We start from the raw sequence: 22020 nt of genomic DNA, 5'->3' as shown, positions 1-22020 counted from the left end.
TTCAGTTATTCTGCAATGTAACCGTTTACATCATCATCCGCCACGCTCCGGACGCCACTCCATGACCCAGCACGACACGACTTTCCCGGAGCATTTTCTCTGGGGCACCGCGACTTCGGCCTATCAGATCGAAGGCTCGCCGCTGGCCGACGGCGCCGGCCCCAGCATCTGGGAGCGTTTCGTGCATACCCCGGGTCTGACCATCGGCGGCGACACCGGCGATGTGGCCTGCGATCACTATCGGCGCTGGCGCGAGGACGTGCGCATGATGGCCGACCTCGGCCTGCGCGCGTATCGCTTCAGCGTGGCCTGGGCGCGCGTGCTGCCCGAGGGGCGCGGCACGGTCAACACCAAGGGCCTCGATTTCTACTCGCGCCTGGTCGATGAACTGCTGGCGCACGGCATCACCCCGCTGACCACGCTGTTCCACTGGGATCTGCCGGCGGCACTGGACGACCGTGGCGGCTGGCTCAACCCGGACATCGCGCACTGGTTCGCCGATTACGCCGACGTGATGTTCAAGGCGCTGGACGGCCGCGTGCGCCACTGGGCCACGCTCAACGAACCCTGGGTGGTCACCGACGGCGGCTATCTGCATGGCGCGCTGGCGCCCGGCCACCGCAGCCTGTACGAGGCGCCCATCGCCACGCACCACTTGCTGCGCGCGCACGGCGCCGCGGTGCAGCGCTACCGCAGCGTCGGCAAGCACCAGATCGGCCTGGTGGTGAATCTGGAGCCCAAGTACGCCGCCAGCGACAGCGCTGCCGATCAGGCTGCCACGCGCCGCGCGCACGCCTACATGAATGGCCAGTACCTCGATCCGGTGTTTCTCGGCCGCTATCCGGAGGAGATGCGCGAGATCTTCGGCGCCGCGTGGCCGGAATGGCCCGCCGCCGATCACGAGCTGATCAAGCAGAAGCTCGATTTCATCGGCTTGAACTACTACACGCGCAGCGTCACCCGCGACGCGCCCGAAGCCTGGCCGGTGCGTGCCGGGCGCGTGATCCAGCCGCAAGCCACGTACACCGAAACCAGTTGGGAAGTGTTCCCGCAGGGGCTCACCGATACGCTGGCGTGGATCCGGGAACGCTACGCCAATCCGCCGGTCTACATCACCGAGAACGGCGCGGCGTTCTACGATCCCCCGGTCGCGGAAAATGGCCGGGTGGCCGATGCGTTGCGCGTGGATTATCTTCGCAAGCATATCGGCGCGATGCATGCGGCAATCGCGGCCGGCTCGGATGTTCGCGGCTACATGGCGTGGTCGCTGCTGGACAACTTCGAGTGGTCGCTGGGTTTTGCCAAACGCTTCGGGCTGGTGCACATCAATTACGCCACCCAGCAGCGCACCCCAAAGGATAGCGCTCGCTATTACAGTCGCGTGGTCGCCAGCAATGGAGCCGCGCTGCACGAGGACCCCTGATGCACGAGCAACTTGTACTGTTCGGCGCCACCGGAGACCTGGCCGCCGGCCAGGTCGTGCCGGCACTCGCCAATCTGCTGCGCGACCGGCTGCTGCCCGCCAACTTCCGCATCCACGCCGTCGGCAAGACCCGCTTCGAATCGGATGCGGCGTTCCATCAATGGCTGAGCGAGCGCATCGCCCGGCGCGCCGGCGATGCATGCGATGCGGACGCGCTGCGCGAACTGCTCGCGCGCACCACGTATACCTCGGTCGATCTGAGCCAGCCGGAGACGCTGGCCGCGACGCTGAAGGTCGACCCGCGCGGCGGCGTGCTCAGCTATCTGGCGGTGCCGCCGGATTTGTTCGTGCCCATCGCGCAAGGTCTGAAGCTGGCTGGCCTGCTCGAAGAACCCTCGCGCCTGATGCTGGAAAAACCCATCGGCAGCGATCTGGCCAGCGCGCGCGCCATCAATGCCGCCATCGCCACCTGCGTGCCCGAAGCGCGCGTATTCCGCCTCGACCACTACCTCGGCAAGGCCACGGTGCAGAACCTGCTGGCGCTGCGTTTCGGCAACACCCTGCTGGAAGCCGTATGGAGCCGGCGCTGGATCGAGCGCGTCGACCTGCTGGTGGCCGAGACCGCCGGCGTGGACGGGCGCGAGCAGTATTACTCGCGTTACGGCGCGCTGCGCGACATGGTGCAGAACCACATGCTGCAGATGCTCTGCCTGATCGCCATGGAACCACCGGCCGCGATGGACGCCGACACCGTGCGCGATCAAAAACTCATGGTGCTGCGCGCGCTGCGTCCGTTCACTACCGCGATGGCACCGGGTGAATCGGTACGCGGCGTGTACCAGGCCGGTGTGGTCGGCGCGCAACCAGTGGGCGGCTTCAACCAGCTCGAAGGGCAATCGGTGGAAACCTTCGTTGCCCTGCGCGCGCACATCGACAACTGGCGCTGGGCCGGGGTGCCGTTCAATCTGGTGCACGGCAAGCGCCTGGCCACACGCTCCACGCAGATCGTGGTCACCTTCAAGCCGGTCTCGCACTGGTTGTTCGAGAAACCCAATCGCCAGCAAGCCGCGCCCAACCGCCTGCTGGTGCGTCTGCAGCCCGAGGAAAACATCGAACTGCAACTGATGAGTAGCCTGGCCGGACCGGAATGGGGCGCGATGGAGCTGCAGTCGCTGCCGCTGAATCTGTCCGTGGCGCCGACGCGCCGCCGCCGCATCGCCTACGAGCGCCTGTTCCTGGATGCACTCAATGGCCGTCACGCGCTGTTCGTGCGCGATGATGAAGTCGAAGCCGCATGGAAGTGGATCGACAGCATCGCCGATGCCTGGCGCGGCGCCGACTGCGCGCTGCAGCCCTACCCGGCCGGTTCGTGGGGTCCACAGACGGCGATGCCGTTCCTGCCCTCGGCGATATCCGGCGTCGCGCACGCCAAGGGCTCGGCATGAGCGCGGCCAACGTGCTGCTCGCCGATGTCGGCGGCACCAACCTGCGTCTGGTACTGGCCGATGCCGAGCACGGCGTGGACCATGCCAGCCTGGTCAGCCTGCGCGTGGCCGAGCATCCATCGCTGGAAGCCGCCGCGCGCAGCTATCTGCGTGCGCACGGCGCCAAGCCCGAGGTCGCGGTGTTTGCCGTGGCCGGGCGCGTCGAGCAAGGCCGCGCGCAGATCACCAATCATCCTTGGCAGATCGACTGCACCGCGCTGCGCGCGCTGCTGGAGATCCCGCGCATCAAGCTGGTCAATGATTTCGCCGCGATGGGTGCCAGCCTGCCCGCGCTGACCGCCGACGACATGGTGGCGATCGGCCCCAGCCTGCCCGATCTTGCGGCCGCCACCGATGGTTGTTTCGCCGTGCTGGGGCCGGGCACCGGTCTCGGCGCCACCGCCGTGTTGCGTCGCGGCGGGCGCTGGCTGGTGATGGAAACCGAAGGCGGCCACATCGGCTTCGCCCCGCAGGACGCGCTGGAAATCGAACTGCTGCGCGTGCTCGCCGCGCGCTTCGGGCGCGTGTCCAACGAGCGCCTGATCTGCGGCAGCGGGCTGTTGAACTTGTACCGCGCGCTGGGTGAAGTCCGCAGCGAACCGGCGCCGGCACTGACGCCCGAAGCGGTCACCTCCGACGCGCTGCGCGGCAACGCGCTGGCGCTGGCGGCGCTGGAGCGCTTCGCGCTGATCCTCGGCGGCGTGGCCGGGGATCTGGTGCTGGCGTACGGTGCCTGGGATGGCGTGCTGCTGGCCGGCGGGCTGATTCCGCAATTGCTGCCGCGTTTGCGCGGCGGCGATTTTCGCGCGCGCTTTACCGGCAAAGGCCGTTTCGGCGCCACGCTGGAGCGCATCCCCAGCGCCGCGATCATGCACGCGCAGCCCGGCCTGCTGGGCGCATTGGCCATCGCCAGCATGCACGCCGAGGTCCACCACTGCGGCGCCACCGCGGGGGACTGTGCATGAGCACGCGCCCCACTCCTGCCACGTCCGGCATGCCCCCCGAACATGCCGCGCGCTGCATCTTCCTGCCCTACGCGGACGCCGCAGCCTGGGCCGCGGCCGCGGCCGGCGCGATCGGCGCCGCGCTGCAACTGGCACTGGCCAGTCACGGCCGCGCGCTGCTGCTGGTCTCCGGCGGCAGCACGCCGGCGCCGGTGCTGGGTGCGCTGGCCAGACAACCGCTGCCGTGGGCGCAGATCAGCATCGGTCTGGTCGATGAGCGCGTGACCGACGCTGCCGCCGGGCGCAACGACGTGCTCACGCGCCGCACCCTGCTGGATCAGGGCGCGCAGGCCGCCAGCTTCCATCCGCTGCTGACCGACGCCACGCTGGATGCCGCTGCCGCGGCGCGCGATGCCTCGACTTGGCTGCAGGGTTTCGGCATTCCGCCCAGCGCCGTGATCCTGGGCATGGGCGACGACACGCATACCGCATCGCTGTTTCCCGGTTCGCGCGACCTCGCCGCCGCGCTGACCACGACGCAAGCTTACGCAGCCATCGATGCCAGTGGCTGCGCGGTGGCCGGGCAGTACCCGCAACGCGTCAGCCTGACCCCGGCCGGTCTGGCGCGGGCACGCAAGCGCGTACTGTTGCTACGCGGCCAGGGCAAGCTCGACGCTTTCCAGCACGCGCTGACGGTGGGCGATGCACACAAGGCGCCGATCTGCGCCGCCTGCGACACGCCCGGCGCGATGCTGGAAGTCTATTGGGCACCCTGATGCGCGCCCGGCACGATCACCTGCCCGGCGGCGCGGATCCTTTCTTCCGCGCGCGCGACGAGCTGCGCGACGCGCGCGCCACCTCGGAGTCGACATGAGCATCCACCCGCGTCTGCACGCAATCACCGAACGTATCCGCCTGCGCAGCGCGCCGCTGCGCGCGCGCTATCTCGCCGCCATCGCCGCGGTGCCGCGCGATCCGGCGCGCCGGCATTTGAGCTGCGGCAATCTCGCGCATGGCTTCGCCGCCAGCGACGCCGAAGCCAAGGCACGGCTGCGCAGCACAGCAGTGCCCAACCTCGGCATCGTCACCGCCTACAACGACATGCTCTCGGCGCACCAGCCCTTCGAGGGCTACCCGGCGCTGATCCGCGCCACCGCGCTGGCCGCCGGCGCCACCGCGCAAGTCGCCGGCGGCGTGCCGGCGATGTGCGACGGCATCACCCAGGGCCAGGCGGGCATGGAGTTGAGCCTGTTCAGCCGCGACGTGATCGCGCAAGCCACGGCCATCGCGCTCAGCCACGCCATGTTTGATAGCAGCGTGTACCTCGGCGTGTGCGACAAGATCGTGCCCGGCATGCTGATCGGCGCGCTCAGCTTCGGCCATCTGCCGGCGATCTTCGTGCCGGCCGGGCCGATGCCCTCGGGCATCTCCAACCAGGCCAAGGCCAAGGTGCGCGAGCGCTACGCCGCCGGCCAGGCCACGCGCGACGAACTGCTGCAGGCCGAAGCCGAGTCGTATCACGCGCCCGGCACTTGCACCTTCTACGGCACCGCCAACTCCAACCAGCTGTTGCTGGAAGCCATGGGCCTGATGCTGCCCGGCGCGGCGTTCGTCAATCCCGGCACGCCGCTGCGCGAAGCGCTGACCCGCGCCGCCACGCTGCGCGCAATCGAGATCAGCACGCTCGGCCACGACTACCGGCCGCTGGGCGAACTGGTGGACGAACGCGCCATCGTCAACGCGCTGGTCGTGCTGCTGGCCACCGGCGGCTCCACCAACCACAGCATCCACTGGGTGGCGGTGGCGCGCGCGGCCGGCATCAGCATCGACTGGACCGACATCCACGAACTGTCCGCGATCACCCCGCTGCTGGTGCGCATGTACCCCAATGGCGATGGCGACGTAAACCGCTTCGAGGACGCCGGCGGCATCGGCCTGGTGCTGCGCGAGCTGCTCGACGCCGGCCTGCTGCATGCCGATGCGCGCACCGTGTTCGGCGCCAGCCTGCGCGAGCACGCGCGCAAACTGCGGGTGGATGCCGGCGGCCGCCTGCACTGGGTCGATGCGCCAGCCAGCAGCAGCGACCGCGACGTCCTGCGCGGCGTGCAGGACGCCTTCGAGCCGCACGGCGGCCTGCGCCTGGTGCAGGGCAACCTTGGCCGCGCACTGGTCAAGATCGCCGCGCTGAAACCCGAGCAGCGCCGCATCCGCGCGCCCGCAGTGGTGCTGCACGACCAGCACACGCTGGCGCGTCGCCATGCCGCGGGCGAGCTGCCGTCGGATTTCGTCGCCGTGCTGCGCTTCCAGGGCCCGCACGCCAATGGCATGCCCGAACTGCACAGCCTGACCCCGCTGCTGGGCCATCTGCAGAATCGGGGCCGGCACGTGGCGCTGGTCACCGACGGGCGCCTGTCCGGCGCTTCCGGCAAGACCCTGTCGGCCATCCACCTCACCCCCGAGGCCGCGCGCGGCGGCCTGCTGGCCAAGGTGCAGGACGGCGACCTGATCACCCTCGACGCCGAAACCGGCGTGCTGGCGCTGGAGGTCGACGCCGCCACGCTGGCCGCGCGCATGCCGGCGCCGATGCCACGCAGCGGCTGCGACGTCGGCCGGCGTCTGTTCGGCCACACCCGCGCGCAGGTGCTCGATGCCGAGCACGGCGCACTGTCGATCAGCCTCGATCCCGAGGATTGCAGCGAAGCCGCCGACGCGCTGCGCGCGCCGCCCGCATCCGCAGCAGGAGCCCACGCATGAACACGCCCGACCTCGCCACCCGGCAACACGACGCGCTGAACCTGCTGCGCCGCGCGCGCATCATGCCGGTGCTCAGCCTGGCTTCCGCCGAACAAGGTTTGGCCTGCGCCAGGGCGCTGGCCGCCGGCGGACTGAGCGCCATCGAAGTAACCCTGCGCACGCCGGCTGCGCTGGCCGCGATCCGCGCCATCCGCGACGCCGGCCTGGCGCTGACCGTGGGCGCCGGCACCGTGCTGGATGCCGCGCAACTGGACGCCGCGATCGCGCACGGCGCCGAGTTCATCGTCACCCCCGGCACGCCGCCGGCGCTGGCCGACGCGCTGCAACGCGCGCCGCTACCGGTGATCCCCGGCGCGGCCAGCGCCAGCGAGATCATGGCGCTGCATGCACGCGGCTTCCGCACGCTCAAGTTCTTCCCCGCCGCCGCGATCGGCGGCATTGCCGCACTGAAGGCCCTGCACGGCCCCTTCGCCGAGCTGAGCTTCTGCCCCACCGGCGGCATCGGCGAGCACGACGCCAAGGATTATCTGGCCCTGCCCAACGTGCCCTGCGTCGGCGGCTCGTGGATGGTGAAGAAGGACTGGCTGGACGCCGGCGACTGGGCGGCGGTCAGCGCCAGCGCGCGGCGCAGTCTGGGCGGCTGATCCGGCCCTCGCCACCGGCGCCGACGCAGCACCCGTGCGCGGACCGATACCGACAGGCAACACGGTTCGCCGCGTGATCGTCCAGCGCATTCAATTCCCGCGAATTTCCAGCCGTATCTGGCATGGCCCGATGGCCGGGCCGGCTGCCCCATGTGGCGCGTCTACCTGCCGGCGAGGGCTGCCATCTGGACGGGATAACGCTCACCCACCACTTTGATCTGGCCGAGTGCGGCTTCGATCTGTTGCAGCTCCGCACCCGTCAGCACCACGTCAGCCGCGCCGATGTTTTCCTGCAGGCGATGCAGCTTGGTGGTGCCCGGAATCGGCACGATCCACGGCTTGCGCGACAGCAGCCAAGCCAGCGCAATCTGCGCGGAGGTGACCCGCTTCGCCGCGGCGATCTCGCCGAGTCGATCGACCAGTGCCTGGTTGGCCGCGCGCGCCTCGGCCGAAAAGCGCGGCACGATGCTGCGGAAGTCGTCCTTGCCAAAGGTCGTGTCCGCGCCGATGGTGCCGGTGAGGAAACCCTTGCCCAGCGGGCTGAACGGCACGAAGCCAATGCCCAGCTCCGCGCAGACCGGCAGCACGTCCGCCTCGGGCTCGCGCCACCACAGCGAGTATTCACTCTGCACGGCGGTCACCGGCTGCACGGCGTGCGCGCGGCGGATTGACGCCAGGCCGGCCTCGGACAGACCGAAGTGCCGGACCTTGCCTGCGGCGATCAACTCCCTGACCGCGCCGGCGACGTCCTCCATCGGCACGTTCGGATCGACGCGGTGCTGGTAGAACAGATCGATGCGGTCGGTGCGCAACCGCTTCAGCGAGGCCTCGGCGACGGCACGGATGCGCTGCGGCCGGCTATCCACGCCGTTCGACGGGACGCCGTCCAGGAAGCCGAACTTGGTGGCGATGACGACCTGATCACGGACGGCTGCGAGTGCTTCGCCAATCAGCTCCTCGTTAGTGAACGGACCGTAGGCTTCGGCGGTGTCGAAGAAAGTCACTCCGTGCTCGAACGCATCGCGGATCAGCTTCACCGCCGCTTGTCTGCCCGGCCCGGGGCCGTAGCCGAAATTCAGTCCCATGCAGCCGAAGCCGATGGCGGAGACTTCAAGCCGGCTGGTTCCCAGTGTGCGTTTTTTCATGCTGTCGGTTTCCGGGGTGGATGGTGAGTGGGCGGCTTACAGCCCGGTCATCTTCAGTACGCTCTCGGGCAGGCGCGCGCCCTGCAGCGGAATGTTCGCGGCGGCATCGTCGATCTCCTGCAGGTCGCCGGGAGTCAGTTCCACCGCGAGCGCGCCCAGGTTTTCGTCCAGTCGATGCAGCTTGGTGGTGCCGGGAATCGGCACGATCCACGGATGTTGCGCAAGCAACCACGCAAGCGCGATCTGCGCGGGCGTGGCGCCCTTGCGCGCGGCCACGCTGCGCACCAGCTCGACCAGCGCCATGTTCGCCTGCAGCGCACCCGGCGCGAAGCGCGGCACCGCGTTGCGGAAGTCCGTGCTGTCGAACGTGGTGTGCTCGTCGATCTTGCCGGTGAGGAAACCGGCGCCGAGCGGACTGAACGGTACGAAGCCGATGCCCAGTTCCGCGCAGACCGGCAGCACGTCCGCCTCGGGCTCGCGCCACCACAGCGAGTATTCACTCTGCAGCGCCGCCACCGGCTGCACGGCGTGCGCGCGGCGGATCGACGCCACGCCCGCCTCGGACAGGCCGAAGTGCCGGACCTTGCCTGCGGCGATCAGCTCCCTGACCGCGCCGGCGACGTCTTCCATCGGCACGTTCGGATCGACGCGGTGCTGGTAGAACAGGTCGATGCGGTCGGTGCGCAACCGCTTCAGCGAGGCCTCGGCCACCGCCTTGATGTGCTCGGGACGACTGTTGACGCCGCCGCGCCGTTCGCCGGTTTGCATGTCGATGTCGAAGCCGAACTTGGTGGCGATCACCACCTGGTCACGCAGCGGCACCAGTGCCTCGCCGACCCGTTCCTCGTTGGTGAACGGACCGTAGGCTTCAGCGGTATCAAAGAACGTGACGCCACGCTCCACCGCCGTACGCAGCAGCGCAACCATCGCCCGGCGGTCGGCGGGCGGTCCGTAGGCCGAAGTCATGCCCATGGTGCCCAGGCCGAGCGCCGAGACGTTCAGACCGCCGTTGCCGAGAGTGCGTCGTTCCATCGTCTTGCTCCTGCCGAATGGGTGGATGCGGTCAGTCTGGACCCACGGCCGTGGCTTGATTAGATGGGACAATTCGAATGCGCCTATGATTTGAATTCATCAATCGACGATGGGCTCATGGCGCGCGAGAACAACTACAACGACCTGCTCGCCTTCCTCGCCGTGGCGCGCGAGCGCAGCTTCACCCGCGCCGCGGCGCAGCTGGGCGTGTCGCAGTCCGCGCTCAGCCACACCATCCGCGCTCTGGAAGCGCGGCTGGGCCTGCGCCTGCTCACCCGCACCACCCGCAACGTGGCGCCGACCGAGGCGGGCGAGCGCCTTTGTCACGCGCTGACGCCGAGTTTCGAGGACATCGACGCGGCCATCGCCGGCCTCGGCGACCTGCGCGACAAGCCCGGCGGCACCATCCGCATCAATACCGGCGAGCATGCCGCCACCACCATCCTCTGGCCCGCGTTGCGCAAGCTTTTGCCGGCGTATCCGGATATCCACGTCGAGGTGATCAGCGACTCCACCCTGACCGACATCGTGGCGGGCCGCTTCGATGCCGGCATCCGCCTCGGCGAGCAGGTGGCGCGGGACATGATCGCCGTGCCGATCGGGCCACCGATGCGCATGGCGGTGGTCGGCGCGCCGCACTATCTGGCCAAGCGTCCCCCGGTGAAGACGCCGCGCGACCTCACCGGGCACGACTGCATCAACATCCGTTTCCTCACCCACGGCGGCCTGTACCCGTGGGAGTTCGAGAAGCACGGCCGCGCGCTGAACGTGCGCGTGGAGGGACGACTGGCGTTCAACGACGTGCGCCAGATCCTCGCCGCGGCACTGGACGGCTTCGGCTTGGCCTACCTGCCTGAGGACCGGGTGCTGACACACGTCACCAAGGGCCGCTTGAAGCGCTTGCTCGCGGACTGGTGCCCGCCCTTCCCCGGTTACCACCTCTACTACCCGAGCCGGCGGCAGCCATCGCCGGCGTTCTCTCTACTGGTGGAAACATTGCGCCATCGTTAAGACGCTCGCTTTGATACGCCCGTTCACCCGCGTGTCGGAAACACGGGCGGCAGGGTGCCAGGTTTTGCGGACTGATCCTCAGTCCCCCCCGGGAAGCGGCGTATCCGTGGCGCGCGCCACACGCTCGACGAAGTCGGGCACGTGGCACAGTGCGGCCAACTTCTTGCTGACCCCATCGACCCGCTTCTGTGTGGATGCCGCCGGATGCATGCTGTTCGCCGGATAGGTGATGAAAGACATCACCACGTAACTGTAGACCGGCAGGCGCTCGGGGTTTTGCGGGCCGGGGGTGAAGCGCGCGCGGCTGAGTTGATCGATCAGGTTTGCATCCAGCAACTTCTTGTTGACCGGCAGCATCGGCGTCCACTCGGACTTCAGCACGTGCATCTGGTGTGGCGTGCCGTCCGGCTCGATGCGCACGCTGATGGCCGCGCAGCCGCTGGGGTGCCTCTCGAGCACGTTGCGCGAAGGCAACTTGCCGGGCGGCAGGGTGTAGTGCCAGTAATGACCCAGCCCTGCGAAATCGACGACCGCGTAATTCTCTGGAGCGGGCGTGGCTGGGGCGGCATGCGCACCAGCCATGGCGGCCGAAATGGCCAACACGCTGGTCATCCGCAACAGGCAACGAGAATCTGATCGCGGCATGGAAGTGCTCCTCGAGGAGTCATGCAGATCAAAACTGCGCGCGCTGACCACGCGAACACCAGACGCTGGATGCCGAGGTGGTCTGCGCGAGTCGTAGTGTGCCAGTCTGCCCGGCCCCGCGCCAGCACGCGGGGCGGTCGCGGAGCGCCTGGCGCCGCGATTGCTGGCACCATCGATGCCGCCACCACTGCCGGAAAACCGCCATGCCCAAATCGAGCAAGCGCAAGGACTATGCGCACACGCTGGAAAAACTCCAGCTCGAACTGATCGAATTGCAGCGTTGGGTGAAGCTGCGCGGCAAACGGCTGTGCGTGGTGTTCGAGGGCCGCGATGCGGCCGGCAAGGGCGGCACCATCAAGGCGCTCACCGAAAAACTGGAGACGCGCAATTACCGTATCGTCGCGCTGGGCAAGCCCAGCGAGGCTGAGTTGGGCCAGTGGTATTTCCAGCGCTACGTGTCGCACCTGCCGCAGGCCGGCGAGATCGTGCTGTTCGATCGCAGTTGGTACACCCGCGCGGTGGTCGAGCCGGCGCTGGGTTTTTTGCGGCAAGGCGCAGTATCGGCAGTTCCTGGACGACTGCCCGGTGTTCGAGGACTTGCTGGTGCGCGATGGCATCATCCTGCTCAAGTATTGGCTGGCGGTGGACCAGGCCGAGCAGGAAACACGCTTTCGCGAACGCGCCGATGATCCGCTCAAACGCTGGAAACTCTCGCCGGTGGACATCGCCAGTCGTGCGAAATACGCCGAGTTCGGGCGCCTGCGCGATGTGATGCTGGCGCGCACGCACCGCGCCGCTGCGCCGTGGTTCGTGGTGAATTACAACGAGCAGAAGCAGGGCCGGCTGAGCCTGATCCGGCACCTGCTGGATCAGGTGCCCGACCGCAACACGCCGGCACCGCGCGTGCGCCTGCCGGCGCTGCGCCATGCGCCCGCGCGCGCGCAGCTCACCGACCCGGCATTTTGGATCACGCCCCCGGCCTGAACCGGCTCACGGCTCAAGCGCGCGCGGCGGAACCGGCGGTGAGACCTTGCGCGCTGGCATCGTGGTGCGCAGCGATCACGCCGGCCACGGCCTCGCTGACGTGCTTGCCGGTGGGAATGTGCAGGAACTCGTTGGGGCCATGCGCGTTGGAGTGTGGGCCCAGCACGCCGGTGATCAGGAACTGCGCGTCGGGAAACTTCTCGCCCAGCATGCCCATGAACGGGATGCTGCCACCCTCGCCCATGTAGGCCGGCGGCGTGCCGAAGGCGGCGCGCGCGGCATGCTCGACGGCCTCGGCCAGCCACGGCTTCAGCGCCGGCGCGTTCCAGCCGCTGGAGGCTTTCTCCAGCTCGAAACCCACCTTGCAGCCGTAGGGTGGATCGCGCTCCAACACCTGCTTGACGTGCTCGCCGGCGCGCACGCCATCGAGCGTGGGCGGCAGGCGCAAGCTGAGCTTGAGCGCGGTGCAGGGGCGCAGCACGTTGCCGGCACTGCCCAGCGGCGGCAGACCTTCGGCGCCGGTCACCGCCAGTTGCGGACGCCAGGTACGGTTGAGCACCAGTTCGGTGAGATCGCTGGTCACCGGACGCATGCCGGGCAGCCACGGAAATTTGTCGTAGACGGCGGTACCCAGCGCCCGCGCAGCAGCCTGCGCCTGGGCGCGACGCTCAGCGGGCACGTCGGCGTTGAGCGCCGGGTCGCTGATGCTGCCGCTGTGCTCGTCCTCGATGCGCGAGAGCAGCTGACGCATGACGCGGAAGCTCTCGGGAACGATGCCCGAGGCATCGCCCGAATGCACGCCTTCACCGAGCACATCCACGCGCAGCGTGCCGCCGGTCATGCCGCGCAGGCTGGTGGTCAACCAAAGCTGCTCGTAGTTGCCGCAGCCGGAGTCCAGACACACCACCAGCGAGGGCTGGCCGATGCGCGCAGCCAGATGATCGACATAGAACGGCAGGTCGTAACTGCCGGATTCCTCGCAGGCCTCGATCAGGATCATGCAGCGCGCGTGGGGCAGGCCTTGTTCGTGCAGCGCCAGCAGCGCGGCCAGCGCGCCGAACAGCGCGTAACCGTCGTCGGCGCCGCCGCGGCCGTACAGGCGATCGCCGCGCAGCACCGGCTGCCACGGATCCAGGCCCGCACTCCAGCCGCTCATCTCCGGCTGCTTGTCCAGATGTCCGTACAGCAGCACGCAGTCATCAGCGCGTGCCTGCGCGCCAGCGCTGGCCGGCACCTCGACGCAAATCAGCGGCGTGCGCCCGGGCAGGCGCACCACTTCCAGCGTGGCGCCGGGCAGCACGGTGATTTTCTGTCGCGCCCAGCGCTCCAGCAGCGCCACCGCGGCGTCCATGTGGCCATGCGCCACCCAATCCGGATCAAACATGGGCGATTTGTTGGGGATGCGGATGTACTCGCTGAGCTGGCCGACGATCTCGTCGTCCCACAGGCTGCCGATCTCACGCGCCAGACGCTGGTTGTCCATGACCCATGCTCCTGATGACAAAAGCCGAATTTTACTCCGCGCCGACACCGCGTAGGCGCGAGCCGACGCGCGCGCGCCTACGCCACGCACAACGCGCATCCCGACGCGCCGGCTGCATCGGGATGGCGCCTTGACTAGCGTGGCCTCACGGCGCCCTCGCTGGTGCCGCAACCAAATCACCGATCGGGAGAATGCATCATGCGCAAGACCATCCTCGCCCTCGCCGCACTGCTCGCCTTCGGGCTGGCCGGCGCCGCCCAGGCCGGCAAGCCGGTCAATGTCAACCGTGCCGATGCGGCCACCCTGGCCGATTCGCTCGACGGCATCGGTCTGGCCAAGGCGCAAGCCATCGTCGCCTGGCGCACCCAGCATGGCGGCTTCAAGCGCGCCGAGGACCTCACCGAGGTCAAGGGCATCGGTGCACGCACCGTGGAGCGCAATCGCGCGTTCATCCGTCTCAACGACAGCGGCGCCGCGCCGGCCGCAGCGGCCAAACCGGCCGCAGCCAAGCACTGAGCAGGCCACAGCAGATGATGCACGGTTGGCGGAGCCTCTGCGCCAGCCGTGCATATCGGGCACGCACTGCCCGAGGATGCTGTCACGCGCCAGCACTTGATTCACCCGCGGCAGGCGCCTAGCCTCGCAACCTCTGCCTCGCGGCAGCGATTCCGGGGACCGCGTGTCGACTGCTCCTGCCCATGGTTTGCCCGCACTGATCGAACAATTGCTGCGCGCCTCCCGCGCGCACGAAGTGCAGCGCGTGGCGGCTGCACTGCGCCAGATGATCGGCAACCTCGATGCGGACACCAGCGTGGCGCTGCACGATTGGTCCGAAGCGCTGATCGCCGAGCGCCAGACGCAGCTCGCGCAATACGACCAGCTCGCCGCCAACCTCGTGCGCCTGCAAAGCGCCGAACGCTTGCAGCGGGCGCTGTACACCATCGCCGAGCAGGCCGGTACCGCGCGCAGCCTGCCCGAGGTCATGCACACGATGCACGACATCGTGCGCACGCTGATGTATGCCGAGAACTGCTACTTCGTGTTGCACGATGCGCGCATGGACACCGTGCGTTTCGCGTATTACGCGGATATCGCCGATCCGGATCCACCGCATCCGGAGCACCAGTACCCGCTCGAGGAAATGCGCTACACCCCTACCTGGCACCTGATCCGCGGCGGTCAGGCATTGCGCGGTCCGCTGGATGAAATCGCGCGTCAGGTGCAGGGGCCGTTGCAGGCCGCCGGACCGATGTGCGTTGACTGGCTGGGCGTGCCGATGCGCCGCGGTGATGAGGTCATCGGCGCCATCGCCGTGCAGAGCTACCGCGACGACGCGCGCTACAGCGCCGAGGACCAGACGCTGCTGAGCTACGTGGCCCAACACATCCAGTCCGCGCTGGAGCGACGCGAAGCCCATGTCGATCTGGAAAGGCGCGTGCACGAACGCACCGAGGCGCTGCGCGAGGCCAACCGCGTGCTGCAGCAGCAGGTACTGGAACGCCAGCGTGGCGAACGTCTGCAGGCGTCCCTGTTCCGCATCGCCGAACTGGCCGGCACCAGCGACAGTCTCGAAGCGTTCTACGCCGCCGTGCACCGCGTCATCGGCGGGCTGTTGTACGCGCGCAATTTCTACATCGCGCTGCTGTCCGATGATGGACGCGAACTGCAGTTCCCGTATTCGGTGGACGAACGCGACGCGGTGCGGCGACCACGTCGCATTGGTCGCGGCCTGACCGAGTATGTGATCACGCGCGGCACTGCGGTGTTGGTCAATGAAAGTGACATGCAGGCCTTGCGCGAAGCCGGCGAGGTCGTGCAAAGCGGCTCTGATTCAGTGTGCTGGCTGGGCGTGCCGTTGGTGCTGGGCGAGCGCACCGTGGGCGCGCTGGTGGTGCAGAGCTACATGCCCGAACACCGCTACACCGCGCGCGACCAGGACTTGCTGACCTTCGTCAGCTACCACATCGCCAATGCGCTGGACCGGCGCCGCAGCGCCGATACGCTCAAGGCCGCCTACGCCGATCTGGAGCGCCGCGTCGCCGAGCGCACGCGCGCGCTGGCATTGGCCAACCGCGACTTGCGCGAGCAGGTGGCCGAGCGTGAGCGCGCCGAGCGCCGGCTCAAGTTCGAGACCCTGCACGACTCGCTCACCGGACTGCCCAACCGCAACCTGCTGGTGCAGCGCCTGGAGCACGCGCTGGAACGCCACAAGCTGGACAACCAACGGCGCTTCGCGGTGCTGTTCCTCGATCTCGACCGCTTCAAGGTGATCAACGATTCGGTCGGGCATCTGGTCGGCGATGATTTGTTGTTCCAGGCCGGCAGCCGCATCCGCGGCAGCCTGAAATCGCAAGACGTGGTCGCGCGTCTGGGTGGCGACGAATTCGCGGTGCTGATCGAGAACGTGCACGGCCTCGATGAGGTCACGCGCCTGGCCGATCGCATCATCGCCAGCATGCAGGCGCCGTTCCAGCTCGGCCAGAAGGAAATGTTCACCTCGGTGTCGATCGGCATCGCCATGGCCGAACCGCACTATGTACGTCCCGAGGAACTGTTGCGCGACGCCGACTCGGCGATGTACCGCGCCAAGGCCGAGGGCCGCCAGCGCTGGGCGGTGTTCGATGATCTGCTGCGTCGCGATGCGGTGCTGCTGCTCGACCTGGAAGTGGATCTGCGGCGTGCGCTGGCGCGCGGCGAGTTCGTGCCCTACTACCAGCCGATCACGCGCCTCAGCGACGGCGCCACGGTTGGCTACGAAGCGCTGGTGCGCTGGCTGCATCCGCAGCGCGGCGTGCTGGAGCCGGGGCAGTTTCTGGCAGTGGCCGAGGACAACGGCTCGGCCGAGGCGATGGATTGGATGGTGTTCGAGCGCGTCGCCGCCGAGGCACGGCAACTGCTCGGCGACAGCGGCTTCGTCAGCATCAATCTGTCGGCGCGGCACTTCCGCAGCTCCGGACTGACCGCACGCCTGCTGGCGCTGCTCGGGCGTCATGACATCGCCCCGGAGCGCCTGCGCATCGAGGTCACCGAGCGCGTGCTGCTGGACAATCCGGACGAGTTCAAGCGCACCCTGGCCGAACTGCGCGAGCAGGGCATCGCCGTGTCGCTGGATGATTTCGGCACCGGCTATTCGTCACTGAGCTATCTGCACCAGTATCCGTTGCAGGCGCTGAAAATCGATCGCTCGTTCGTGATCGCACTGGACGACGGCGAGGCGGGCAACGGCTACGCGGTCATCCGCACCATCCAGGCGCTGGCCAGCACGCTGGGCATGAGCGTGATCGCCGAGGGCATCGAAGACAGCGTGCAAAACGATTTGCTGCTCAAGCTTGGCTGCCCTTACGGCCAGGGTTATCTGTACGGACGCCCACAGCCGTTGAGCACCTGGATCAGCGCGCCGCCGGCTAATGTGGTGTGGATGAAACCGGCGCGCTAGGCGCCGTGGCCAGCACGCGCCCGGCATCGACCGCATCCAGCGTGTAGCGCGCCGCGCAGAACTCGCAGATCACCTCGATTTCGCCGTCGCGCGCAACCAGTGCGGCCTCGACTTCGGCGCGCCCCAGGGAGCGCAGCATGGACTCGACGCGCGCGCGCGAACACGAGCAGCCGAAACCCAGCGCACGCGCCGCGAACAGGCGCGGCTGCTCTTCGTGATACAAGCGCTGCAGCAGGTGTGGCGCGGGCAGCGCCAGCAGCTCGGCCCCAGCAAGCGTCGCGGTGAGATGGCCGACACGCGGCCAGGCATCGGCATCGTCAACACGGCTGCCCGGCAGTTGCTGCAGCAGCAGGCCCGCGGCCAGTTCACGATCCGCTGCGAGCACGATGCGCGTGGGCAACTGCTCGGACTGCGCGAAGTAATCCTCGAGGTTTTGCGCCAGACTCGCGCGCTGCACGCCGACCAGACCCTGATAGCGCTGTCCGTGCTCGCTGCTGCCGAGCGTGATCGCCAATAACGCATCGGGCTGCGCACCCAGATCCAGTGCCCTCACGGGTGCCACGGCGGCGTCGGCCATCCGCGCCAGGCCACGCACACGTCCGCCATCGGTGCACTCGGTGAACAGCAGGCGCAGCGCTCCGGCGCTCTTGTACTCCAGCGACAGCGCGCCCTGCAGCTTGACGTGCGCGGTCAGCAGCGCGCTGGCGGCCAGCGCCTCGCCCAGAATGGCACGCAGCGGCGCCGGATAGTCCTGGCGCGCGGCCACTTCGCGCCACGCCGGCCCGAGCCGCACCACCGCGCCACGCACGCCGGCGCGCTCAAGCAGAAAGGGTTGCAGGCTGTCTTCGACTGGCACGATGCGATTCCGCCGACAAAGCTCAGAGATAGGGGCGAGCGCCGCATGATCAAGCCGGCGCGCAATTTATACTGCACGCATCCAGCCCGCGGCACGCCATGTCCAAATCCGTCAAATCCCGCCGCCGCTTCTGGCACTACCTGCTGCGCGCTGTGCTGGCGTGGTTCATCGTCACTGAGCTGCTGGTATTGAGCCTGCGCTGGGTTCCGCCCGTGACCAGCGCGGTCATGATCGAGCGCTGGATCGACGCGCGCCTGCATGGCGACCGCCGCTACCACATCGACTACCACTGGGTGCCATGGCGCGAGGTGTCCCCGTGGGCACCCCTGGCCATGGTGGCAGGCGAGGACCAGACCTTCCCCAGCAACTGGGGCTTCGACTTCGGTGAGATCAAGGACGCTATCGTTGCCGCCGACCACGGCGCGCGCCTACGCGGGGCCAGCACCATCACCCAGCAAACCGCCAAGAACCTGTTCCTGTGGGACGGACGCAGTTACGTGCGCAAGGCCATCGAGGCCTACTTCACCGTGCTGCTCACACTCAATCTGCCCAAGCAGCGCATCCTCACCATCTACATGAACATCGCCGAGCTGGGCAACGGCGTGTTCGGCGTGGACGCCGCCAGCCACGTCAATTTTGGCAAACCGCCAGCGCGTCTCACGCCGCGCGAAGCCGCGCTGCTGGCCGCAACCTTGCCCAACCCGCATATTTTCCACGCCAACAGGCCCTCGCCCTACGTGCTGCGCCGCGCGGCGTGGATCGAGCAGCAGATGCGCCAGCTGGGCGGGCCCATGTACCTGCCCAGGTAGCCGGATTCAGCCCGGCATCAGGCGTGCCGCCAGCGCCAGCAGCGTAAGCAGCAGCACGGGCGTGGTCAGCACCAGACCGACGCGAAAGTAATAACCCCAGGTGATGCGGGTGCCCTTGCGCTCCAGCACATGCAGCCACAGCAGCGTGGCCAGACTGCCGATCGGCGTGAACTTGGGGCCGAGATCGCAGCCGATGACGTTGGCGTAAATCATGGCCTCGCGCACCGGCGCGCTCAGACCCTGCGCGTGGTGGATGCCGAGTGCGCCGATCAGTACCGTGGGCATGTTGTTCATCACCGCCGAAAGTCCGGCACTGATGAGACCCGTACCCAGCGCAGCAGCCAGCACGCCATGCTGGCCGATGGCCTCCAGCACCTGCGCCAGATACGCCGTGAGTCCGGCGTTGCGCAGACCGTAGACCACGAGGTACATGCCCAGCGAGAACAGCACGATCTGCCATGGCGCATGCCGGATGACACCGCGTACGTTGATCCGCGCGCCTTGCCCGCCGCGCCACCAGCGCCCGGCCAGCGCCAGCATCAGCAGCGCGGCCAGCCCGGTCACCACCGACACCGGCACCGCATACGCGGCGGTGACGAAGTAGGCGATGAGCAGCGCCGCCAGCGTGGGAAAGGTCCAGCGAAACACCAGCGGATCCTTGATCGCACTGGCTGGGGTGTCGAGTTTGCTCAGGTCGTACCGCAGCGGAATGTCGCGGCGGAAGTAGGCATACAGCACCAGCAGCGTGGCGGCCAGCGCCACCAGATCGACCGGAACCATCACCGCGGCATAGCGGTCGAAGGGAATCTGGAAATACCCCGCGCTGACGATGTTCACCAGGTTGGAAATCACCAGCGGCAGGGAGGTGGTGTCCGCCACGAAGCCGCAGGCCATGACAAAAGCCATTGCTGCGGCGGGCCCGAAGCCCAGCGCCAGCAGCATGGATAGCACGATGGGGGTGAGGATGAGTGCCGCGCCATCGTTGGCGAAGAACGCCGAGATCACCGCGCCCAGCAGCACGATCAGCGGAAACAGCAATCGTCCGTGCCCGCCACCCCAGCGTGCCACGTGCAGCGCGGCCCAGTGAAAGAACCCGGCTTCATCCAGAATGAGCGAGATGATGATCAGCCCGACGAAAGTGAAGGTGGCGTCCCAGATGATGTGCCACACCACCGGAATGTCGCTGAGCTGGATCACACCCGTCACCAGCGCCAGCGCCGCGCCGCCCAGCGCGCTCCAGCCGATGCCCAGACCCCGGGGTTGCCAGATCACCATCACCAGGGTGAGGATGAAGATGATCAGTGCGCTCAGCATCGGTCGGTTCCGGCAACGCTCGCCGCCGCCGCCGGCGGCGAGCGCCAGCCCGCGCGGGACGTGCTCATGCTGCGCCGGCCTGTGCCGCGATGGCGGCAAGACTGGCGCGGGCCGCGAGTGCATCGAGTTTCTCGTCCGGCAAGGCGATCAGCAGCTCGATGCGCTGGCGCAAGGCCAGCAGTGTCGCGCGGAACGCGGCGCGGCGCGTGGCCGCGTCGCCCTGCACCGCCGCGGGATCGGGCACGCCCCAGTGTGCCGTGGCCGGATGCCCTGGCCATAGCGGGCAGGCCTCGCCGGCGGCGCTGTCGCACACGGTCAGGATGAAATCCATGCGCGGCGCGTCCGCCGCGGCGAACTCGTCCCAGGACTTGCTGCGCAGCCGCGCCGGGTCGTAGCCCATCTCGATGGCCAGTTCCCGGGCCAGCGGCTGCACTTGCCCCGCCGGATGGCTGCCGGCGCTGTAGGCATGGAATCGCGACGCGCCCATCGTGTTCAGCAGCGCCTCGCCCAGGATGCTGCGCGCCGAGTTGCCGGTACACAGGAACAGCACGTTGTAGATGCGCCCGCTCATGCGCAGCACCCGTCAGCGCCCGCGCCCTTGGCCGGGCCGCAGCAGGGTGCGCTGGCCTGCGTCGTCGCCGGAACGCAGCACGGCGCGGCGGTCTGCGTCACCGCGGGCCCGCAACCGGCATCGCCGGTCTGGGCAGGTGCGGGCGCGTAATACGACGTCGCCGCGCCCAGGCTGCGGAAGCTTTCCCAGCGCAGACCCTGCGGATCCTCGCTCCAGTACTTGTCCGAACGTGCATAGCAGCAGGTCGTGCCCTGCTCGGCCAGCGCCACCGCATCGGCGGCAGCCAGACGTGCGCCGATCTGCGCGAGCTCCTCCGCCTGCTCCACCTGGATGCCCAAGTGATCGAGACCCGGCGCGTGGCCGCGCTGCGAGATGGCGAAATTGATGCGCGGATCGTCCAGCATCCACTTGGCGTAATCGGGTTCGCGCACACTGGGTGCACAGCCGAACAGCGTGTGGTAATAACGGATGCTGGCCTCGAGGTCAGCGACGTTGACGTGCACGTGTAAGCGTTGCATGGGCCTGGGCTCCTGGTGATGGAGGGGTCTTGCAGCCGGGCACGGGCGCGCAAGCGCCGCTGCCGGCACAGCAGTTCTCGGTGAGATAGGCCAGCAGCGCATCCATGCGCGCGAAATCGGCGCGGCACTGGATCACGCGGCCGCGTCGTTCATCGCGCACCAGTCCCGCCGTGCGCAGCACACGCAGATGTGCACTGAGCGTGGAGTCCGGCACGTGCAAGCGCGCAGCGAGCTCGCCCACCGGCAAGCCCTCGGGACCGGCCTGCACCAGCAGGCGGTACAACGCCAGACGCGTGTCCTGGGCCAGTGCCTTGAGCGCGACGATGCTTTCATTCAATTCCATATTTCTAGTTTAGTAAAATTATTCTCCTCGTCAAGCCTGGTTGGGTTGCGCGCGCTAGACTTGTACGCCCGCACACGCTTGGAGGAGTCATGCGTCAGGTCAAGCATCTACTCGAAAGCAAGGGCAGCAGCGTGCATGCGATCGCGCCGGAACAAAGCGTGCTTTCCGCCCTGCAGCGCATGGCTGAGCTGCGCATTGGTGCGCTGCTGGTGATGCGCGGCACCGAGCTGCTGGGCGTGGTTTCCGAACGTGATTACGCGCGCAAGGTCGCGCTGCAAGGTCGCGCGTCGAGCGACACGCCCGTGCGCGAGATCATGAGCACGCCGGCATTGACGATTTCGCCAGAAGAATCGGTCGAAGCCTGCATGCGCCTGTGCACCGACGGCCGCGTGCGCCATCTGCCCGTGGTCGAACGCGGCGCGGTGGTCGGGGTGATCTCGATCGGTGATCTGGTCAAGGCCGTGATCGACGACCAGGCCGTGGAAATCGAACACCTGCAGCGCTATATCGCGGGCTGATCCGGCGCGAGCGCCATACGTGCGCACCGCTTGTCGGGGCGCGAGCGCCGGAGCGCGCCCAGCGGCAGATCAGTGCCGGCTGAACCTGCGCTGCCAATGGCGCGCC

Annotated in this window: 20 protein-coding genes and 1 pseudogene; 12 read left to right on the top strand and 9 right to left on the bottom strand. The window is 68.2% G+C overall.

From position 1 onward, the window contains the following. Positions 1-61 precede the first annotated feature (61 nt). The 6 genes from Mschef_RS06445 to eda all read left to right on the top strand — a co-directional run bounded on the left by Mschef_RS06445 (position 62) and on the right by eda (position 7249). Positions 62-1423, top strand: coding sequence for a GH1 family beta-glucosidase (locus tag Mschef_RS06445; protein ID WP_081127042.1), 1362 nt, complete (start codon positions 62-64; stop codon positions 1421-1423). Further along, a complete protein-coding gene (gene zwf, locus Mschef_RS06440; protein ID WP_081127041.1) occupies positions 1423-2868 on the top strand; it encodes a glucose-6-phosphate dehydrogenase in 1446 nt (481 codons plus the stop codon). Before Mschef_RS06445 ends, zwf begins: the two co-directional genes overlap by 1 nt. Beyond that, positions 2865-3872, top strand: coding sequence for a glucokinase (glk, locus tag Mschef_RS06435; RefSeq protein WP_081127040.1), 1008 nt, complete (start codon positions 2865-2867; stop codon positions 3870-3872). The genes zwf and glk overlap by 4 nt, the downstream gene beginning before the upstream one ends. After that, the gene (pgl, locus tag Mschef_RS06430) at positions 3869-4627 is read left to right on the top strand and encodes a 6-phosphogluconolactonase (protein WP_081127039.1); all 759 of its coding nucleotides are present in this window, start codon (positions 3869-3871) and stop codon (positions 4625-4627) included. The genes glk and pgl overlap by 4 nt, the downstream gene beginning before the upstream one ends. A 94-nt stretch (positions 4628-4721) precedes the next feature. Continuing rightward, positions 4722-6605: a phosphogluconate dehydratase gene (edd, locus tag Mschef_RS06425; protein WP_081127038.1), complete on the top strand. Its 1884-nt coding sequence runs from the start codon at positions 4722-4724 to the stop codon at positions 6603-6605. Next, positions 6602-7249: a bifunctional 4-hydroxy-2-oxoglutarate aldolase/2-dehydro-3-deoxy-phosphogluconate aldolase gene (gene eda, locus Mschef_RS06420; RefSeq protein ID WP_081127037.1), complete on the top strand. Its 648-nt coding sequence runs from the start codon at positions 6602-6604 to the stop codon at positions 7247-7249. Before edd ends, eda begins: the two co-directional genes overlap by 4 nt. Before the next feature lie 161 nt (positions 7250-7410). On the opposite strand, the gene Mschef_RS06415 is transcribed toward eda, so the two are convergent. Together Mschef_RS06415 and Mschef_RS06410 are read right to left on the bottom strand one after the other, a co-directional pair. Further along, on the bottom strand, positions 7411-8394 hold the full coding sequence (locus tag Mschef_RS06415; protein WP_081127036.1) for an aldo/keto reductase: 984 nt from the start codon (positions 8392-8394) through the stop codon (positions 7411-7413). A gap of 36 nt (positions 8395-8430) precedes the next feature. Continuing rightward, the gene (locus Mschef_RS06410) at positions 8431-9426 is read right to left on the bottom strand and encodes an aldo/keto reductase (protein WP_081127035.1); all 996 of its coding nucleotides are present in this window, start codon (positions 9424-9426) and stop codon (positions 8431-8433) included. A gap of 117 nt (positions 9427-9543) precedes the next feature. On the opposite strand from Mschef_RS06410, the gene Mschef_RS06405 reads away from it, so the two are divergent. Next, on the top strand, positions 9544-10437 hold the full coding sequence (locus Mschef_RS06405; protein ID WP_081129865.1) for a LysR family transcriptional regulator: 894 nt from the start codon (positions 9544-9546) through the stop codon (positions 10435-10437). A 78-nt stretch (positions 10438-10515) separates the two neighbouring features. Here Mschef_RS06405 and Mschef_RS06400 read toward each other — a convergent pair whose 3' ends face one another. After that, positions 10516-11040, bottom strand: coding sequence for an energy transducer TonB (locus tag Mschef_RS06400; RefSeq protein ID WP_139789395.1), 525 nt, complete (start codon positions 11038-11040; stop codon positions 10516-10518). Between the two features lie 245 nt (positions 11041-11285). Here Mschef_RS06400 and ppk2 point away from each other — a divergent pair. Continuing rightward, positions 11286-12066, top strand: a pseudogene (ppk2, locus tag Mschef_RS06395) (polyphosphate kinase 2). Between the two features lie 13 nt (positions 12067-12079). Here ppk2 and Mschef_RS06390 read toward each other — a convergent pair. Then, positions 12080-13549, bottom strand: coding sequence for a M20/M25/M40 family metallo-hydrolase (locus Mschef_RS06390; RefSeq protein ID WP_081127033.1), 1470 nt, complete (start codon positions 13547-13549; stop codon positions 12080-12082). A gap of 198 nt (positions 13550-13747) precedes the next feature. Here Mschef_RS06390 and Mschef_RS06385 point away from each other — a divergent pair, with 198 nt between their 5' ends. Then, entirely contained in the window at positions 13748-14065 is a 318-nt protein-coding gene (locus Mschef_RS06385; protein ID WP_081127032.1) for a ComEA family DNA-binding protein, read from the top strand. A 163-nt stretch (positions 14066-14228) separates the two neighbouring features. After that, the gene (locus Mschef_RS06380) at positions 14229-16985 is read left to right on the top strand and encodes a bifunctional diguanylate cyclase/phosphodiesterase (RefSeq protein WP_242426477.1); all 2757 of its coding nucleotides are present in this window, start codon (positions 14229-14231) and stop codon (positions 16983-16985) included. Here the strand turns inward: Mschef_RS06380 and hslO are convergent. Then, positions 16954-17841, bottom strand: a complete 888-nt coding sequence (gene hslO / locus Mschef_RS06375) for an Hsp33 family molecular chaperone HslO (protein ID WP_242426476.1) — start codon at positions 17839-17841, stop codon at positions 16954-16956. The genes Mschef_RS06380 and hslO overlap by 32 nt on opposite strands. A 98-nt stretch (positions 17842-17939) precedes the next feature. Between hslO and mtgA the strand changes: the two genes are divergently transcribed. Further along, positions 17940-18650, top strand: coding sequence for a monofunctional biosynthetic peptidoglycan transglycosylase (mtgA, locus tag Mschef_RS06370; RefSeq protein WP_081127030.1), 711 nt, complete (start codon positions 17940-17942; stop codon positions 18648-18650). A gap of 6 nt (positions 18651-18656) precedes the next feature. On the opposite strand, the gene Mschef_RS06365 is transcribed toward mtgA, so the two are convergent. From Mschef_RS06365 to Mschef_RS06350, 4 genes are all read right to left on the bottom strand, one after another. Next, complete coding sequence (locus Mschef_RS06365; protein ID WP_081129863.1) at positions 18657-19964, bottom strand: arsenic transporter; 1308 nt, start codon at positions 19962-19964, stop codon at positions 18657-18659. Between the two features lie 64 nt (positions 19965-20028). Next, the gene (locus Mschef_RS06360; RefSeq protein WP_081129862.1) at positions 20029-20535 is read right to left on the bottom strand and encodes an arsenate reductase ArsC; all 507 of its coding nucleotides are present in this window, start codon (positions 20533-20535) and stop codon (positions 20029-20031) included. Then, positions 20532-21053 carry an ArsI/CadI family heavy metal resistance metalloenzyme gene (locus Mschef_RS06355; RefSeq protein WP_081127029.1) on the bottom strand — a complete coding sequence of 174 codons (522 nt, stop codon included), beginning with the start codon at positions 21051-21053 and terminating at the stop codon, positions 20532-20534. Before Mschef_RS06355 ends, Mschef_RS06360 begins: the two co-directional genes overlap by 4 nt. Continuing rightward, positions 21019-21396 (bottom strand): ArsR/SmtB family transcription factor, encoded by a 378-nt coding sequence (locus tag Mschef_RS06350; protein ID WP_081127028.1) that lies wholly within the window; start codon positions 21394-21396, stop codon positions 21019-21021. Before Mschef_RS06350 ends, Mschef_RS06355 begins: the two co-directional genes overlap by 35 nt. An 89-nt stretch (positions 21397-21485) precedes the next feature. Between Mschef_RS06350 and Mschef_RS06345 the strand changes: the two genes are divergently transcribed. Next, positions 21486-21914, top strand: a complete 429-nt coding sequence (locus Mschef_RS06345) for a CBS domain-containing protein (RefSeq protein WP_081127027.1) — start codon at positions 21486-21488, stop codon at positions 21912-21914. The last annotated feature ends 106 nt before the right edge of the window (positions 21915-22020 follow it).

Source organism: Metallibacterium scheffleri (genome assembly GCF_002077135.1).
GTDB classification, from domain to species: Bacteria; Pseudomonadota; Gammaproteobacteria; order Xanthomonadales; family Rhodanobacteraceae; genus Metallibacterium; species Metallibacterium scheffleri.
This window is presented reverse-complemented; position numbering and strand designations above follow the sequence as displayed.

Excerpts from the sequence above, each read along its gene's own strand:
- Mschef_RS06355 (WP_081127029.1), bottom strand. The coding sequence starts at position 21,053 with ATGCAACGCTTACACGTGCACGTCAACGTCGCTGACCTCGAGGCCAGC.
- Mschef_RS06350 (WP_081127028.1), bottom strand. The coding sequence starts at position 21,396 with ATGGAATTGAATGAAAGCATCGTCGCGCTCAAGGCACTGGCCCAGGAC.
- zwf (WP_081127041.1), top strand. The coding sequence starts at position 1,423 with ATGCACGAGCAACTTGTACTGTTCGGCGCCACCGGAGACCTGGCCGCC.
- Mschef_RS06445 (WP_081127042.1), top strand. The coding sequence starts at position 62 with ATGACCCAGCACGACACGACTTTCCCGGAGCATTTTCTCTGGGGCACC.
- Mschef_RS06385 (WP_081127032.1), top strand. The coding sequence starts at position 13,748 with ATGCGCAAGACCATCCTCGCCCTCGCCGCACTGCTCGCCTTCGGGCTG.
- mtgA (WP_081127030.1), top strand. The coding sequence starts at position 17,940 with ATGTCCAAATCCGTCAAATCCCGCCGCCGCTTCTGGCACTACCTGCTG.
- Mschef_RS06405 (WP_081129865.1), top strand. The coding sequence starts at position 9,544 with ATGGCGCGCGAGAACAACTACAACGACCTGCTCGCCTTCCTCGCCGTG.
- Mschef_RS06360 (WP_081129862.1), bottom strand. The coding sequence starts at position 20,535 with ATGAGCGGGCGCATCTACAACGTGCTGTTCCTGTGTACCGGCAACTCG.
- Mschef_RS06410 (WP_081127035.1), bottom strand. The coding sequence starts at position 9,426 with ATGGAACGACGCACTCTCGGCAACGGCGGTCTGAACGTCTCGGCGCTC.
- Mschef_RS06345 (WP_081127027.1), top strand. The coding sequence starts at position 21,486 with ATGCGTCAGGTCAAGCATCTACTCGAAAGCAAGGGCAGCAGCGTGCAT.
- glk (WP_081127040.1), top strand. The coding sequence starts at position 2,865 with ATGAGCGCGGCCAACGTGCTGCTCGCCGATGTCGGCGGCACCAACCTG.
- Mschef_RS06415 (WP_081127036.1), bottom strand. The coding sequence starts at position 8,394 with ATGAAAAAACGCACACTGGGAACCAGCCGGCTTGAAGTCTCCGCCATC.
- pgl (WP_081127039.1), top strand. The coding sequence starts at position 3,869 with ATGAGCACGCGCCCCACTCCTGCCACGTCCGGCATGCCCCCCGAACAT.
- eda (WP_081127037.1), top strand. The coding sequence starts at position 6,602 with ATGAACACGCCCGACCTCGCCACCCGGCAACACGACGCGCTGAACCTG.
- Mschef_RS06365 (WP_081129863.1), bottom strand. The coding sequence starts at position 19,964 with ATGCTGAGCGCACTGATCATCTTCATCCTCACCCTGGTGATGGTGATC.
- edd (WP_081127038.1), top strand. The coding sequence starts at position 4,722 with ATGAGCATCCACCCGCGTCTGCACGCAATCACCGAACGTATCCGCCTG.
- Mschef_RS06390 (WP_081127033.1), bottom strand. The coding sequence starts at position 13,549 with ATGGACAACCAGCGTCTGGCGCGTGAGATCGGCAGCCTGTGGGACGAC.